This window comes from Streptomyces sp. T39 (genome assembly GCF_008042045.1).
Classification (GTDB): Bacteria; Actinomycetota; Actinomycetes; order Streptomycetales; family Streptomycetaceae; genus Streptomyces.
Genome location: NZ_RDBP01000012.1, coordinates 207,786 through 223,076, shown reverse-complemented (window position 1 = coordinate 223,076; position 15,291 = coordinate 207,786). Strand labels below are relative to the sequence as shown.

16 protein-coding genes and 1 pseudogene are annotated in these 15,291 nt (G+C 72.0%); 14 read left to right on the top strand and 3 right to left on the bottom strand.

Annotated features, from left to right (window positions below; all coding sequences use genetic code 11):
• Positions 1-55 precede the first annotated feature (55 nt).
• Positions 56-160, bottom strand: a pseudogene (locus EAO77_RS39690) (HIT domain-containing protein); the annotation flags it as partial.
• Positions 161-169: 9 nt separating this feature from the next.
• On the opposite strand from EAO77_RS39690, the gene EAO77_RS01910 reads away from it, so the two are divergent.
• The 12 genes from EAO77_RS01910 to era all read left to right on the top strand — a co-directional run bounded on the left by EAO77_RS01910 (position 170) and on the right by era (position 10,769).
• Positions 170-475, top strand: coding sequence for an HIT domain-containing protein (locus EAO77_RS01910; RefSeq protein WP_261993768.1), 306 nt, complete (start codon positions 170-172; stop codon positions 473-475).
• Positions 476-487: 12 nt separating this feature from the next.
• Positions 488-1,396 (top strand): ribonuclease Z, encoded by a 909-nt coding sequence (locus EAO77_RS01905; protein WP_147986395.1) that lies wholly within the window; start codon positions 488-490, stop codon positions 1,394-1,396.
• Positions 1,397-1,429: 33 nt separating this feature from the next.
• A complete protein-coding gene (locus tag EAO77_RS01900; protein ID WP_147986394.1) occupies positions 1,430-2,482 on the top strand; it encodes an adenosine deaminase in 1,053 nt (350 codons plus the stop codon).
• A 124-nt stretch (positions 2,483-2,606) separates the two neighbouring features.
• Positions 2,607-3,905, top strand: a complete 1,299-nt coding sequence (locus EAO77_RS01895; protein ID WP_147986393.1) for a glucarate dehydratase family protein — start codon at positions 2,607-2,609, stop codon at positions 3,903-3,905.
• Between the two features lie 107 nt (positions 3,906-4,012).
• Positions 4,013-5,119 carry a carbohydrate kinase family protein gene (locus tag EAO77_RS01890; RefSeq protein ID WP_261993767.1) on the top strand — a complete coding sequence of 369 codons (1,107 nt, stop codon included), beginning with the start codon at positions 4,013-4,015 and terminating at the stop codon, positions 5,117-5,119.
• Positions 5,120-5,282: 163 nt separating this feature from the next.
• Positions 5,283-6,299, top strand: coding sequence for a PhoH family protein (locus EAO77_RS01885; RefSeq protein ID WP_147986391.1), 1,017 nt, complete (start codon positions 5,283-5,285; stop codon positions 6,297-6,299).
• 11 nt (positions 6,300-6,310) lie between these two features.
• Positions 6,311-6,808, top strand: coding sequence for an rRNA maturation RNase YbeY (gene ybeY, locus EAO77_RS01880; RefSeq protein ID WP_147986390.1), 498 nt, complete (start codon positions 6,311-6,313; stop codon positions 6,806-6,808).
• Positions 6,805-8,109 (top strand): hemolysin family protein, encoded by a 1,305-nt coding sequence (locus EAO77_RS01875; RefSeq protein WP_147986389.1) that lies wholly within the window; start codon positions 6,805-6,807, stop codon positions 8,107-8,109. Before ybeY ends, EAO77_RS01875 begins: the two co-directional genes overlap by 4 nt.
• Positions 8,106-8,459 carry an MmcQ/YjbR family DNA-binding protein gene (locus EAO77_RS01870; RefSeq protein WP_147986388.1) on the top strand — a complete coding sequence of 118 codons (354 nt, stop codon included), beginning with the start codon at positions 8,106-8,108 and terminating at the stop codon, positions 8,457-8,459. The genes EAO77_RS01875 and EAO77_RS01870 overlap by 4 nt, the downstream gene beginning before the upstream one ends.
• A gap of 126 nt (positions 8,460-8,585) precedes the next feature.
• Positions 8,586-9,335 carry a hypothetical protein gene (locus EAO77_RS01865; protein WP_147986387.1) on the top strand — a complete coding sequence of 250 codons (750 nt, stop codon included), beginning with the start codon at positions 8,586-8,588 and terminating at the stop codon, positions 9,333-9,335.
• A 69-nt stretch (positions 9,336-9,404) separates the two neighbouring features.
• Positions 9,405-9,758: a cytidine deaminase gene (locus EAO77_RS01860; protein ID WP_147986386.1), complete on the top strand. Its 354-nt coding sequence runs from the start codon at positions 9,405-9,407 to the stop codon at positions 9,756-9,758.
• A gap of 69 nt (positions 9,759-9,827) precedes the next feature.
• Positions 9,828-10,769: a GTPase Era gene (era, locus tag EAO77_RS01855; protein ID WP_147986385.1), complete on the top strand. Its 942-nt coding sequence runs from the start codon at positions 9,828-9,830 to the stop codon at positions 10,767-10,769.
• Between the two features lie 118 nt (positions 10,770-10,887).
• On the opposite strand, the gene EAO77_RS01850 is transcribed toward era, so the two are convergent.
• Entirely contained in the window at positions 10,888-11,154 is a 267-nt protein-coding gene (locus tag EAO77_RS01850; RefSeq protein WP_147986384.1) for a protealysin inhibitor emfourin, read from the bottom strand.
• A 78-nt stretch (positions 11,155-11,232) separates the two neighbouring features.
• Positions 11,233-12,291 carry a M4 family metallopeptidase gene (locus EAO77_RS01845; RefSeq protein WP_147986383.1) on the bottom strand — a complete coding sequence of 353 codons (1,059 nt, stop codon included), beginning with the start codon at positions 12,289-12,291 and terminating at the stop codon, positions 11,233-11,235.
• A 297-nt stretch (positions 12,292-12,588) separates the two neighbouring features.
• On the opposite strand from EAO77_RS01845, the gene leuA reads away from it, so the two are divergent.
• Both leuA and EAO77_RS01835 read left to right on the top strand, forming a co-directional pair.
• Positions 12,589-14,352 (top strand): 2-isopropylmalate synthase, encoded by a 1,764-nt coding sequence (gene leuA, locus EAO77_RS01840; protein WP_147986382.1) that lies wholly within the window; start codon positions 12,589-12,591, stop codon positions 14,350-14,352.
• Positions 14,353-14,557: 205 nt separating this feature from the next.
• Positions 14,558-15,291 (top strand): TerB family tellurite resistance protein (locus EAO77_RS01835; RefSeq protein ID WP_410088187.1); only part of this gene is annotated, 734 nt, incomplete at its 3' end.

The window sequence follows — 15,291 nt, the reverse complement described above, 5'->3', positions numbered from 1 at the left end:
CCTGGCTGGCGGTGCCCAGCACCACCAGTTCGCGTACGGACACGGGGTGCCGTCCCTACCCGGGGGGCCACTGGAGACCGCGGCCGCCCAGCACGTGCGCATGGGCGTGGAAGACGGTCTGCCCCGCACCGGAGCCGGTGTTGAAGACGATGCGGTAGCCGCCGGCGACGTGCCCGCCACGATCGTGCGGGAGACGGACACCACCGTCGCCTTCCGGGACATCAACCCGCAGGCCCCCACGCACGTCCTGGTCATCCCCAGGGCGCACTACCCGGACGCCGCCGCGCTCGCCGCGGCCGCGCCCGAGCTCGCGGCGGACGTGCTGCGGGAGGCAGGGGAGGTGGCGGCCGACGAGAAGGTGGTCGCCGGCGGCTACCGCATCGTCTTCAACACCGGCTCCGGTGCGGGGCAGACCGTCTTCCACGCCCATGCGCACGTGCTGGGCGGCCGCGGTCTCCAGTGGCCCCCCGGGTAGGGACGGCACCCCGTGTCCGTACGCGAACTGGTGGTGCTGGGCACCGCCAGCCAGGTGCCCACCCGGCACCGGAACCACAACGGCTACCTGCTGCGCTGGGACGGCCAGGGCATCCTCTTCGACCCGGGCGAGGGCACCCAGCGGCAGATGCTGCGCGCCGGTGTGTCCGCGCACGACATCGACAGGATCTGCGTCACGCACTTCCACGGTGACCACTCGCTCGGTCTGGCCGGGGTGATCCAGCGGATCAACCTCGACCAGGTGCCGCACCCGGTCACGGCGCACTACCCGGCGAGCGGGCAGCGCTTCTTCGACCGGCTGCGGTACGCGACCGCCTACCGCGAGACCGTGAGCCTGGCCGAGCGGCCGGTCTCGGCCGACGGCCCGCTCGTCACCGAGGGCCCCTACCGTCTGGACGCCCACCGGCTGTCCCACCCCGTCGAGTCGTACGGCTACCGGCTCGTCGAGCCCGACGGCCGCCGGATACTGCCCGCCAAGCTGGCCGAGCACGGCGTCCGCGGGCCCGACGTCGGGCGGCTCCAGCGCGACGGCGCGCTCGGCGGGGTCACGCTCGACGACGTCAGCGAGGTCCGTCGGGGGCAGCGGTTCGCGTTCGTCATGGACACCCGGCTCTGCGACGGGGTCCACGCGCTCGCCGAGGGGTGCGACCTGCTCGTGATCGAGTCCACCTTCCTCGACGAGGACGTCCGGCTCGCCACCGAGCACGGGCATCTGACCGCGGGGCAGGCCGGCCGGGTGGCCCGGGAGGGCGGCGTGCGGCATCTGGTGCTCACCCACTTCTCGCAGCGCTACACCGACGCGGCCGACGTCTTCGAGCGGCAGGCGCGGGACGCCGGCTTCGAGGGGGAGATCACGGTCGCGCAGGACCTGTGGCGGATCCCGGTGCCGAAGAGGGCCTGAAGGTCCGCAGGTCGACCGCCCTAGAATGCGTGCATGCCCATACCAAAGGCCGAACTGCACCTTCATATCGAAGGAACCCTGGAGCCCGAGCTCGCCTTCGCGCTGGCCGCCCGCAACGGCGTCGACCTGCCCTTCGCGGACACCGACGCGCTGCGCGCGGCGTACGCGTTCACCGACCTGCAGTCGTTCCTCGACCTGTACTACGGCCTGATGGCGGTCCTGCGCACCGAGGAGGACTTCGCCGAGCTGACGGACGCCTACCTCGCCCGCGCCGCCGCGCAGGGCGTGCGGCACGCGGAGATCTTCTTCGACCCGCAGGCGCACCTCGCGCGCGGCGTCCCGATGGGCACCGTCGTCGAGGGGCTGGGGCGCGCGCTGGAGCGGTCCGAGGAGCGGCACGGCGTCTCCACCCGGCTGATCATGTGCTTCCTGCGCGACGAGCCGGCCGAGTCGGCGCTGGCGACGCTGCGGGAGGCGGAGCCGTATCTGCAGCGGATCACCGGCGTCGGCCTGGATTCGGCCGAGGTGGGCAACCCGCCCTCGATGTTCCGCGAGGTGTACGAGGCGGCGGCCGCGCTCGGCCTGCGGCGGGTGGCGCACGCGGGCGAGGAGGGCCCGGCCTCCTACGTGCGCGAGGCGCTCGACGTCCTCGGGGTCGAGCGCGTGGACCACGGGCTGCGTGTGATGGAGGATCCCGCCCTGGTGGAGCGGCTGGTGCGGGACCGCGTCCCGCTGACCCTGTGCCCGCTCTCCAACGTGCGGCTGCGCGCGGTGGACGTGCTGGCGGAACACCCCCTGCCGCACATGATGGCGGCCGGTCTGATGTGCACGGTCAACTCCGACGACCCGGCCTACTTCGGCGGCTACGCGGGGGACAACTTCGCGGCGGTGCGCCGGGAACTGGCCCTGGACGACGAGCAGGTGCGCGAGCTCGCCCGCAACTCCTTCCTGGCGTCGTTCCTGGAGGACGACGAGGAGCGGCGCGCACGGTGTCTGGCCGAGGTCGAGGCGTACGACTTCGGCCGTCCTGCCGGGGTCCCCGCCGGGCGTGCCCCGGGCGCGCCGGCGCCGGTTCCGTTCAGCTGAGTGAACGTTTGAGGCGATCCTCAGGAGAAAGTTGCGCCTCCGTTGACCGGTCCGGTTCGCCTACCTAGTCTCTGTTTTCATACGTGGACGAATGTGCGTGGCGGATTCCCGAGGGGGAGACAGCATGGGCCAGGACCTGACCGTCACCGGAGTACGTCTCACACCGATCCTGGTCGCCGACCCGCCCCTGCTGAACACCCAGGGTGTGCACCAGCCGTACACGCCCCGTCTCATCGTCGAGGTCGTCACCGCCGACGGCGTCACCGGCGTCGGCGAGACCTACGGCGACACCAAGTACCTGGACCTCGCCCGCCCGTTGGCCGACGCCCTGAGGGGCCGGTCCGTCACCGCCGTGGGCGGGCTCCAGGAGCTCGCCGCCCGGGTGTGCGGCGACGTGCCCTCGGCGACCGGCGCGGACGCGGTCGACGCCGGCGGACTGCGCGGCGTCCAGACCGCCGACAAGCTCCGGCTCTCCGTCGTCTCCGCCTTCGAGGTCGCCTGCCTGGACGCCCTCGGCAAGGCGGTCGGGCTGCCCGTCCACGCGCTGCTCGGCGGCAAGGTCCGCGACAGCGTCGACTACAGCGCCTACCTCTTCTACCGCTGGGCCGGGCACCCCGGCGGCGCGGGCGAGGCGGACGACTGGGGCGCCGCCCTCGATCCCGCCGGGATCGTCGCCCAGGCCCGCCGCTTCGTCCGCGACCACGGCTTCACCTCGTTCAAGCTCAAGGGAGGCGTCTTCCCGCCCGCCGAGGAGATCGCCGCCGTCCGGGCGCTGGCCGAGGCGTTCCCGGGCCGCCCGCTCCGCCTCGACCCCAACGGCGCCTGGTCGGTGGAGACGGCCCTGCACGTGGCCCGGGAACTCGGCGACGTCCTGGAGTACCTGGAGGACCCCACCAGCACGACGGCGCGGATGGCCGAGGTCGCGGCCGGCACGGACATCCCGCTCGCGACCAACATGTGCGTCACGACCTTCGCCGAGATCCCGGAGGCGTTCGCCCGGGGCGCCGTGCAGGTCGTCCTGTCCGACCACCACTACTGGGGCGGGCTGCTCGCCACCCGCGACCTGGCCGCGCTCTGCCGCACCTTCGGGGTCGCCCTGTCCATGCACTCCAACACCCACCTGGGCATCAGCCTCGCCGCCATGACCCACGTCGCGGCGGTCGTGCCCCAGCTCGACCACGCCTGCGACAGCCACTACCCGTGGCAGACCGAGGACGTGATCACCGAACGCCTGGTCTTCGAGGACGGCCGGCTGGCGGTCGGGGACCGGCCGGGCCTCGGGGTCGAACTGGACCGCGAGCGGCTCGACCGCCTCCACCGCCGCTGGCTGGACGACGACGGCACCTTCCGCGACCGCGACGACGCCGCGGCGATGCGGGTGGCCGACCCCCGGTGGCGCACCCCGTCCGTGCCGCGCTGGTGACCCCCGGCCCCGAGGCCGACACGTGAGGGGTCCGGGCGGCGGGCGCTCGGCCGGACGGGGCACATCAGGCAGACTGGCGTGAACCGCACATGCACGGGAGCGCCACGGTGAGCATTCGCGACGGACAGCGACAGCAGGCGACGAGCCTGGACCCTCTGGCCGCACTGCGGGGCCCCGCGGACCCCGCCTGCGACGTCTATCTCACCGGCAGCGTCTTCCTCGACATCATCTTCACCGGGCTCGACTCGGCGCCGGTCCGCGGCACCGAGTCCTGGGCCCGCGGCATGGGTTCCAGTCCGGGCGGCGTCGCCAACATGGCCACCGCGCTCGCCCGGCTCGGCCTGCACACCTCCCTCGCCGCCGCGTTCGGCGACGACCACTACGGCGAGTACTGCTGGGACGCCCTCGAACAGGGCGAGGGCATCGACCTCTCCCTCTCCCGCACCGTGACCGGCTGGCATTCGCCCGTCACCGTCTCGATGGCGTACGAGGGCGAGCGCACGATGGTCTCCCACGGCCACGAGGCGCCGCAGGCCGAGCACGCGCCCCAGTGCCCGCCTCCCGCCCGTGCCGCGGTCGCCTCGCTGACCCCGGGCGCACGGGCCGAGTGGATCGCCCAGGCCGCCCGCAAGGGCACCCGGATCTTCGCCGACGTCGGCTGGGACGAGAGCGGCCGCTGGGACCCGGCCGACCTCGCCGACCTGGCGCACTGCGAGGCGTTCCTGCCGAACGCCGGCGAGGCGATGCGCTACACCCGCACCGACTGCCCCAGGGCCGCCGCCCACGCCCTCACCGAGCACGTCCGGCTCGCCGTCGTCACGCTGGGCGCCGAGGGCGCGTACGCGGTGGACGGCGCGACCGGCGAGAGCGCGCAGGTGCCGGCGATCGCGGTCGAGGCCCTCGACCCGACGGGCGCAGGGGACGTCTTCGTGGCCGGCTTCGTCACCGGGACCCTGGCGGGCTGGCCGCTGGCCGACCGGCTGGCCTTCGCCGGGCTGACCGCCGCGCTGTCGGTCCAGGAGTTCGGCGGGTCGCTCTCCGCGCCCGGCTGGTGGGAGATCGCCGCCTGGTGGCAGTCGGTGCAGGGCGTACCCGGTCAGGACCCCGCCGCACTGCGGCGGTACGCCTTCCTGGAGCGCCTGCTCCCCGCCCCCGCCCGGCCGTGGCCGCTGCGCCGGGCGGTCCCGACCATCGGCTTCGGCCGCAGCGCCTGACCGGCCCGCGGCCGGGCGGGACGCCGGGCGGGCCCGTACGCGCCGTCGGACCCGGTAAAAGCCTTCGGTCCTGTCGGCGGCAGGTCGTACCCTGGATGTCCGGAGGTTGTCGAGCAGCGAGAACCCTGCAACAGGAGGTATGTGCAGGCCACAGTGCCGGCCCATGACTCAGACACCCACAGCCCAGAACCCGGCGCCGGGGCAGGCGCGAGCCCGCTTCACCGTCCCCGCGAAGCATCCGATGGTGACCGTCCTCGGCTCGGGGGACGCCCTCCTGCGCGTGATCGAGAACGCCTTCCCCGGGGCCGACATCCATGTCCGGGGAAACGAGGTCAGCGCGGTCGGCGACGCGGCGGAAGTCGCGCTCGTCCAGCGCCTGTTCGACGAGATGATGCTGGTGCTCCGCACCGGGCAGCCGATGACGGAGGACGCAGTGGAACGCTCGATCGCCATGCTCAAGGCGGCCGAGGACGGCAGCGGAGAGCCGGGCGCCGAGACCCCGGCCGAGGTCCTCACGCAGAACATCCTCTCCAGCCGCGGCCGGACCATCCGCCCCAAGACGCTCAACCAGAAGCGGTACGTCGACGCGATCGACAAGCACACGGTCGTGTTCGGCATCGGCCCCGCCGGTACCGGCAAGACGTATCTCGCCATGGCCAAGGCGGTGCAGGCGCTCCAGTCGAAGCAGGTCAACCGGATCATCCTGACCCGGCCCGCGGTCGAGGCCGGTGAGCGGCTCGGCTTCCTGCCCGGCACGCTCTACGAGAAGATCGACCCGTACCTGCGCCCGCTCTACGACGCCCTGCACGACATGCTCGACCCCGACTCCATCCCGCGCCTGATGGCGGCGGGCACGATCGAGGTCGCGCCGCTGGCCTACATGCGCGGACGCACCCTCAACGACGCCTTCATCATCCTGGACGAGGCGCAGAACACCAGCGCCGAGCAGATGAAGATGTTCCTCACCCGGCTCGGTTTCGACTCCAAGATCGTCATCACCGGTGACATCACCCAGGTCGACCTGCCGAGCGGCACCAAGAGCGGCCTGCGGCAGGTGCAGGAGATCCTGGACGGTGTCGAGGACGTGCACTTCTCCCGGCTCACGAGCCAGGATGTCGTACGGCACAAGCTCGTCGGCCGTATCGTCGACGCCTACGAGAAGTACGACAACGGGAAGTAGTCACAGCGCGCATGTCGATCGACGTCAACAACGAGTCCGGAACCGAGGTCGACGAGCAGGCGATCCTCGATGTCGCCCGCTACGCGCTGGCGCGTATGCGCATCCACCCGCTCTCCGAGCTCTCGGTGATCGTCGTGGACGAGGAGGCGATGGAGCAGCTCCACATCCAGTGGATGGACCTCCCCGGACCGACCGATGTCATGTCCTTCCCGATGGACGAACTGCGTCCGCCGGCCAAGGACGACGAGGAGCCCCCGCAGGGGCTCCTCGGTGACATCGTGCTCTGCCCCGAGGTCGCCGAGAAGCAGGGCGCCGAGGCGCCCACGCAGCACTCCATGGACGAGGAGCTCCAGCTCCTGACCGTCCACGGCGTGCTGCACCTGCTCGGGTACGACCACGAGGAGCCCGACGAGAAGGCGGAGATGTTCGGTCTCCAGGCCGCCATCGTCGACGGCTGGCGTGCGGAGAAGGGCCTCACCGGCCCCTCCCCGGCACCGACCGTCTCATGAGCCTCCCCCTTGTCGCGGGCGCGGTCGCCCTGGTGGTCGTCGCCTGGCTCGCGGCGTGCGCGGAGGCCGGTCTCGCCCGTGTCTCCAGTTTCCGCGCCGCCGAGGCCGTGCGGTCCGGGCGGCGCGGCGCCGAGAAGCTGGCGCAGGTCACCTCCGACCCCACCCGCTATCTGAACGTCGCCCTCCTGGCCCGCGTCTCCTGCGAGATGGCGGCGGGGGTCCTCGTCACCTACGCGTGCATCGAGGAGTTCCGGGAGACCTGGGCGGCCCTGCTCGTCGCCATGGCCGTGATGGTCCTCGTCAGCTATGTCGCCGTCGGGGTCTCGCCGCGCACCATCGGCCGGCAGCACCCCCTGAACACGGCCACCGCCGCCGCGTACGTCCTGCTGCCGCTGGCCCGGATCATGGGCCCGATCCCGCAGCTGCTGATCCTCATCGGCAACGCCCTCACCCCCGGAAAGGGCTTCCGCAAGGGCCCGTTCGCCTCCGAGGCCGAACTGCGCGCCATGGTCGACCTGGCCGAGCAGGAGTCCCTGATCGAGGACGACGAGCGGCGCATGGTCCACTCCGTCTTCGAACTCGGCGACACCCTGGTCCGCGAGGTGATGGTGCCGCGCACCGACCTGGTGTCCATCGAGCGGTTCAAGACCGTGCGGCAGGCGCTGACGCTGGCGCTGCGCTCGGGCTTCTCGCGCATCCCCGTCACCGGGGAGAACGAGGACGACATCGTCGGTGTCGTCTACCTCAAGGACCTGGTCCGCAAGACCCACGTCAACCGCGACGCCGAGGCCGACCTGGTCTCGACGGCGATGCGGCCCGCCGTCTTCGTCCCCGACACGAAGAACGCCGGCGACCTGCTGCGCGAGATGCAGCAGAAGCGCAACCACGTCGCCGTCGTCATCGACGAGTACGGCGGCACCGCCGGCATCGTCACCATCGAGGACATCCTCGAGGAGATCGTCGGCGAGATCACCGACGAGTACGACCGCGAGCTGCCGCCGGTCGAGGAGCTGGGCGAGGGCCGCTTCCGCGTCACCGCCCGTCTCGACATCGGCGACCTCGGGGAGCTCTACGGCCTGGGAGCCGACGAACTCGACGACGAGGACGTGGAGACGGTCGGCGGCCTGCTCGCCAAGGCGCTCGGCCGGGTGCCGATCGCGGGCGCGGGCGCGGTGGTCGAGCTGCCCGACGGCCGGTCGGTCCGCCTGACCGCCGAGTCCCCGGCCGGCCGCCGCAACCGGATCGTCACGGTGCTCGCGGAGCCCGTGGAGAAGCCCGACGACGAGAGCGGACCGGCATGAGGGCACGGGAACTCCGGGCGCTGTGCCTGGAATTCAACGCGGCGGTCGAGGAGTTCCCCTTCGGTCCCGAGACCTCGGTCTTCAAGGTGCTCGGCAAGATGTTCGCGCTCAGCGCCCTCGACGGGACGCCGCTGACGGTCAACCTCAAGTGCGACCCGGACAACGCGGTGCGGCTGCGGGCCGAACACCCGGCGATCGCGCCGGGCTGGCACATGAACAAGCGGCACTGGAACACGGTGACGGTGGGGGACCTGCCCGACCGGATGGTGCGCGAACTGGTCGAGGACTCCTACGACCTGGTGGTCGCCGGTCTGCCGCGCGCCGAGCGCCTGCGCCTGGACCGCCCGTAGGGCCCGCCCGGTCCCCTACACCCTCGAATCGCGTTCAACAAGATCGCGGAAGCTGTGTATTGTCTGTCCGCGTACTGGGAGGGGGGGCCTCCCGCACCCACAGAACTCTTGGGAGTGACCATCCACATGCGTACCCGTATGCGCCGCGGCGTCGCCGCCGCACTCACCGCTTCCGCGCTCGTCCTGACCGCCGCCGCGTGCGGCGGGGGCGACGACGAGAAGAAGCCGGCCGCCTCCGGCGACACCGCGGACAAGGCGTCCAAGCCCGCCGAGGACAAGCCCGCGGCGTCCACCGAGCCGCTGACGGCCGCTCAGCTGAAGGCCGCGACCCTGGTCGCCGCCGACCTGGGCGAGGGGTGGAAGGCGGCCCCGATGCCTGCCGACGACGAGCCGGCGCCCAAGGCCGACAAGGCCGAGTGCCAGCCCATCGCCGACCTGATGACCGAGGTGCCCGCGAGCGCGAGCGCCAAGGGCGAGTCGGCGGACTTCGAGAAGGGCGCCGAGGCCGACAGCGCCCTCAGCCAGCGGGCCTTCACCTACAAGGGCACCGGCGCCGCGGACCTCACCAAGGCGCTCGGCGCGGCCCTCGACGCCTGCCCGAAGCTGTCGTTCACCCAGGACGGCGAGAAGGTCGAGATGAACGTCCAGAAGCTCCCCGGCGCGCCGAAGACCGCCGAGGAGTCGCACGCCTTCGTGATGGACATGCCCATCCCGGGTCTGGACGTGTCGATCAAGGCCCACATCCTGATCGCCCGCCAGGGCACCGGCATCACCCGCGCCGCGTACGTCCCCGGCCAGGACCCGGCCGCGGCCAAGCTGTTCGACGAGCTGGTCCCGCGCATCGGCGACAAGCTCGTCAAGGCGGTCCAGGGCTGACGCCCTCCGTTCCCGCTCCACGACCGGCCGCCCGGATCCCCTCCGGGCGGCCGATCTATGCTTCGGGGCATGACGCAGACCCCCGACCTCGGCCCCGAGGACCGCAAGATCATCACGCTGGCGCGCAGCGCCCGGGCCCGCAACGGCGTCCCCGAGGGCGCCGCGGTGCGCGACGAGACCGGGCGGACCTATGTCGCCGGCACGGTGGCCCTCCCGTCGCTCGAGCTCAGCGCCCTGCGGACCGCCGTGGCCATGGCCGTGGCCAGCGGCGCCACCTCCCTGGAGGCGGCCGCCGTCGTCTCCGAGTCGGACACCGCGTCGGACGACGACCGCGCGGCAGTGCGGGACCTCGGCGGGGACGCGACGCCGGTGCTCCTGGCGGGCCCGGACGGCGTCCTCAAGTCCTCGGTCACCGCGGGCTGACACCCTCCGCCGGACCCCGTCCCGGGCGCGCGTCATCGACCGCGTCCGGGATCAGGGACAATGGGCGCCATGAGCGCTCGTACCCAGTCTTCCGAAGCCCCCCACCGGGCCGGCTTCGCCTGCTTCGTCGGCCGCCCCAACGCGGGCAAGTCCACTCTCACGAACGCTCTGGTCGGCCAGAAGGTGGCCATCACCTCCAACAGGCCGCAGACCACCCGGCACACCGTGCGCGGCATCGTGCACCGCCCCGAGGCGCAGCTGATCCTGGTGGACACCCCCGGCCTGCACAAGCCGCGCACCCTCCTCGGCGAGCGGCTCAACGACATCGTGCGCACGACGTGGGCCGAGGTCGACGTCATCGGCTTCTGCCTGCCGGCCGACCAGAAGCTCGGCCCCGGCGACCGCTTCATCGCCAAGGAGCTCGCCGGCATCAAGAAGACCCCGAAGGTCGCCATCGTCACCAAGACCGACCTGGTCGACTCCAAGACGCTGGCCGAGCAGCTGATCGCGATCGACCAGCTGGGCCGGGAACTGGGCATCGAGTGGGCGGAGATCGTGCCGGTGTCCGCCGTCGGCGGCACGCAGGTGCAGCTCGTGGCCGACCTGCTCATCCCCCTGCTGCCCGAGAGCCCGCCGCTGTACCCGGAGGGCGACCTCACCGACGAGCCCGAGCAGGTCATGGTCGCGGAGCTGATCCGCGAGGCGGCCCTGGAGGGCGTGCGGGACGAACTGCCGCACTCGATCGCCGTGGTCGTCGAGGAGATGCTGCCCCGGGAGGACCGTCCGGCGGACAAGCCGCTGCTCGACATCCACGCCAACCTCTACATCGAGCGGCCCAGCCAGAAGGGCATCATCATCGGCCCGAAGGGCCAGCGGCTGAAGGAGGTCGGCATGAAGTCCCGCAAGCACATCGAGGCGCTGCTGGGGACGCCGGTCTACCTGGATCTGCACGTGAAGGTGGCCAAGGACTGGCAGCGCGACCCCAAGCAGCTGCGCAAGCTCGGCTTCTGAGGCCGCGGGCGGGAGCCGGACGCCGGGCGCGGTCCGGACACGGCGGCGGGGGCAGGACGCCGGGCGGGTGCCGGCGGCTCCCACCGCCGCCGGCCGTCCTCGTCGGGCGCCGCTCCTGTCAGGCGCCGGTCTTCAGGACCAGCGAGATCAGATCCCGCTGGGCCGGGGTCAGCCGGGGGTCGGAGCAGTAGACCGTCCGCCCGTCGACGGTGAGCTGGTAGGTGAACCCGTCGGGCACACCGGCCGGAGGCTCGGGGTGGCCGTCCGGGACCGCCTGCTCGACCAGTGCCTGCACGTCCTGCGCGTCGGCCCGGTCCGCGGTGTCGATCTCTGCCGTCTTCTCGATGCCGGCGAATCCGCCGGTACGCCTCACCTGGATACGCATGGTCTCCGTTCTAGTACGGATCGTGGCGGGGCGACAGCGGAGCCGGGCCGCCCCGGCGCCCCGCCCGCGCCCCGCCGCTCAGGCCCGGGTGTCCACCCCGACCTGCGACCAGGCCTTCAGCACCGCGTCGTGCTCCTCGCCCTCGCCGTAGCGGTCCGCGGCCGCCGCCACCGTCAGGCGGGCGAAGCTCGCGAAGTCCGCGTCCACCGCGAGGTCGCCGCCGGTCAGCACGTCGAACCAGATCTGGCCCGCGCGCTCCCAGGCACGTCCTCCGAGGCGGGTGGCGAGCAGGTAGAAGGCGTGGTTGGGAATGCCCGAGTTGATGTGCACCCCGCCGTTGTCGCGGCCGGTGCGGACGTAGTCGGCCATCGTGGCGGGCTGGGGGTCCTTGCCCAGCACGTCGTCGTCGTACGCCGTCCCCGGGGCCTTGAGCGAACGCAGTGCCTTGCCCGTGACGCGCGGGGCGAGCAGGCCGGCGCCGATCAGCCAGTCCGCCTCGTCGGCGGTCTGGCCGAGGGTGCGCTGGCGGACCAGGGAGCCGATGACGTCGGAGACCGACTCGTTGAGGGCGCCGGGCTGGCCGAAGTAGCTGAGGTTGGCCGTGTACTGGGTCAGCCCGTGGGCCAGCTCGTGCGCGATCACGTCGACGGACACCGTGAAGTCGAGGAAGATCTCGCCGTCCCCGTCGCCGAACACCATCTGCTCGCCGTTCCAGAAGGCGTTGCCGTACTTCTCGTCGTAGTGGACGGTCGCGTCAAGCGGCAGGCCGCGGCCGTCGATCGAGTTGCGTCCGTAGGCGTCCAGCAGGAGTTCGAAGGTGGCGCCGAGGCCCGCGTACGCGCGGTTGACGGAGGCGTCCGCCACCGGGTCCTCGCCCTCGCGGCGCACCACGACCCCGGGCAGCTCGGTGCCGTTGCGCGCGTCGTGGAGGGTGCGTCGCGGGCCCTCGGCGGTGGCCGCGGCCGTGCGGACGGCCGCACCGGCCACCGTGGTCAGGCGCCTGCCGGTGCGCTGGGCGGCGTCCGCCTGGAGGGTGCGGCGGGCCGGGCCCGAGAGGGCGGGGTCACCCGAGCGCACCAGCCTGTCGAGGATGTGCGGCGGGACGATCGTGCAGAAGACCGGGGTGTGGTTGTCCATGCCTGGACAGTGGCAGCCCGCACGCGGGAAGTCACGGAAAGTGAGCACGATTACCGAAATGGAGTGATGTGCCACATGTGGGCTTTACTCATCGGTCGTCCCGCATACTGAAACGGAACCCACGCTCCTGCCGGGGCTCGGCTACTCTTCTGGGCATCATGCGTTTCGGGCTGCTTCTCCTTAGCTGCCGCGGCGAGGGCCTGTAGTCGTAGGCCGACCCCCTCCCCGCGGAGTCTGGTGCTGCTCTCGACCATCGGTCGGCCCCCATCCCCGCAGGATTCCGAGGAGCCCAACGCCATGACGCAGTCGCAGTGGATCGGCCGTCCCACCCCGATCACCAACACGACGCACACCCAGCAGCCGTCCGGAATGCCGATCCACAAGTACGGCCGGTACGAGGCCGTGGCCATCCCCGACCGCACCTGGCCGGAGCAGCGCATCACCAAGGCGCCCCGCTGGCTCTCCACCGACCTGCGCGACGGCAACCAGGCGCTCATCGACCCCATGAGCCCCGCGCGCAAGCGCGAGATGTTCGACCTGCTGGTACGGATGGGCTTCAAGGAGATCGAGGTCGGCTTCCCCTCCTCCGGCGAGACGGACTTCGCCTTCGTCCGTTCCATCATCGAAGAGGGCGCGATCCCCGAGGACGTCACCATCTCGGTGCTGACGCAGGCCCGTGAGGACCTGATCGAGCGCACGGTGGAGTCCCTGGTCGGCGCCCGTCGCGCCACCGTCCACCTGTACAACGCGACCGCGCCCACCTTCCGGCGGGTCGTCTTCCGCGGCTCCAAGGACGACATCAGGCAGATCGCCGTCGACGGCACCCGGCTGGTCATGGAGTACGCGGAGAAGCTGCTGGGCCCGGAGACCGCCTTCGGCTACCAGTACAGCCCCGAGATCTTCACCGACACCGAGCTGGACTTCGCCCTGGAGGTCTGCGAGGCGGTCTGCGACGTGTGGCAGCCCGGCCCGGGCCGCGAGATCATCCTCAACCTGCCCGCCACCGTGGAGCGTTCGACGCCCTCCACCCACGCGGACCGCTTCGAGTGGATGGCGCGCCATCTGACCCGGCGCGAGCACGTCTGCCTGTCCGTCCACCCGCACAACGACCGCGGCACCGCCGTCGCCGCCGCCGAGCTGGCGGTCATGGCGGGCGCCGACCGCATCGAGGGCTGCCTGTTCGGGCAGGGCGAGCGCACGGGCAACGTCGACCTGGTCACCCTGGGCATGAACCTGTTCTCGCAGGGCGTCGACCCGCAGCTGGACTTCTCGCAGATCGACGACATCCGCCGCACCAGCGAGTACTGCAACCAGATGGAGATCCACCCGCGCCACCCCTACGCGGGCGACCTGGTCTACACGGCCTTCTCCGGCTCCCACCAGGACGCCATCAAGAAGGGCTTCGACGCGATGGAGGCCGACGCGGCCGCCGCCGGCAGGAGCGTCGACGAGATCGAGTGGGCGGTCCCGTACCTGCCGATCGACCCCAAGGACGTCGGCCGCTCCTACGAGGCCGTCATCCGCGTCAACTCCCAGTCGGGCAAGGGCGGTATCGCCTACGTCCTGAAGAACGACCACAAGCTGGACCTGCCGCGCCGGATGCAGATCGAGTTCTCGCGGATCATCCAGGCCAAGACCGACACCGAGGGCGGCGAGGTCACCCCGGCCGCGATCTGGTCCGTCTTCCAGGACGAGTACCTGCCCAACCCCGAGAACCCGTGGGGGCGCATCCAGATCCGCTCCGGGCAGACCACCACCGACAAGGACGGCGTCGACACCTTGACCGTCGAGGCGGTCGTCGACGGCGCCGAGACGGTGCTGACCGGCTCGGGCAACGGCCCGATCTCCGCGTTCTTCGAGGCGCTGAACGCCGTGGGCGTCGACGTGCGCCTGCTGGACTACCAGGAGCACACCATGAGCGAGGGCGCGTCCGCGCAGGCCGCCTCGTACATCGAGTGCGCCATCGACGGAAAGGTGCTGTGGGGCATCGGCATCGACGCCAACACCACCCGCGCCTCCCTGAAGGCCGTCGTCTCCGCCGTCAACCGCGCGGCCCGCTAGGACACCGCCGGCCCGGACGACGACGCCGGGTGTGCCCGAGCACGGGCACACCCGGCGTTTTCGCGCCCCCGTGCGGCCGCCCCCGGAACGTGCGGATCCGGCCATGTCGCGAGTCACCTCCCGCCGGGGTGCTGACGTGACATCAATCGTGTGGCTAACATCACGTCCACGCGGCAATGTTGCCGCAGCATTGCGGAGGTGCGACGTGCTGCCAACCCTGGGACATCTGGGCCGAAAAGTGCGGGTCTGCGGCATTCGTACGTCATGGACCACCATCGGCGACGGCGAGTTCTTCTGCGCGGACTGCGGCGGCGACCGCAACTACCGCCGCCGGACCGGGCGCCGCCGGTTCACCCTTCTCGGGGTGCCGCTGCTCGGCCGGGGCGACACCGGACCCGTCGTCGAATGCGCCGCCTGCCACACCCACTTCGGACCGGACGCCCTCGACCACCCCACCACCGGCCGTTTCTCCGCGATGCTCCGGGACGCGGTGCACACCGTCGCCCTCGCCGTCCTCGCCTCCGGCGGCACCTCATCGCGCTCGGTGCTGGAGACCGCCGTCCACACCGTCCGCGCCGCCGGGCTCGACGGATGCACCGAGGACCAGCTGGTCTCCCTGATCGAGGACCTCGCCGCCGACACCGGCCGGTACGTCGCCGACACCACGCCGTACGGCGCCGCCCTGGCCATCGAACTCCACGAGGCCCTGGAGCCCCTGGCGCCCCATCTCGCCCCCGCCGGGCGGGAGTCGATCCTCCTCCAGGGCGCCCGGATCGCCCTCGCCGACGGCCCCTACACCCAGGCCGAGCGGGAGGTCCTCACCACCGTGGGCGCCGCCCTGCGGCTCGGCGAGGAGGACACCGCCCGCCTGATGGAGACCGCCCGCGTCGCGCGGGAGGGCGAGATGCCGGGTACTCCCGGGGGCGGCACGGCGGCGCC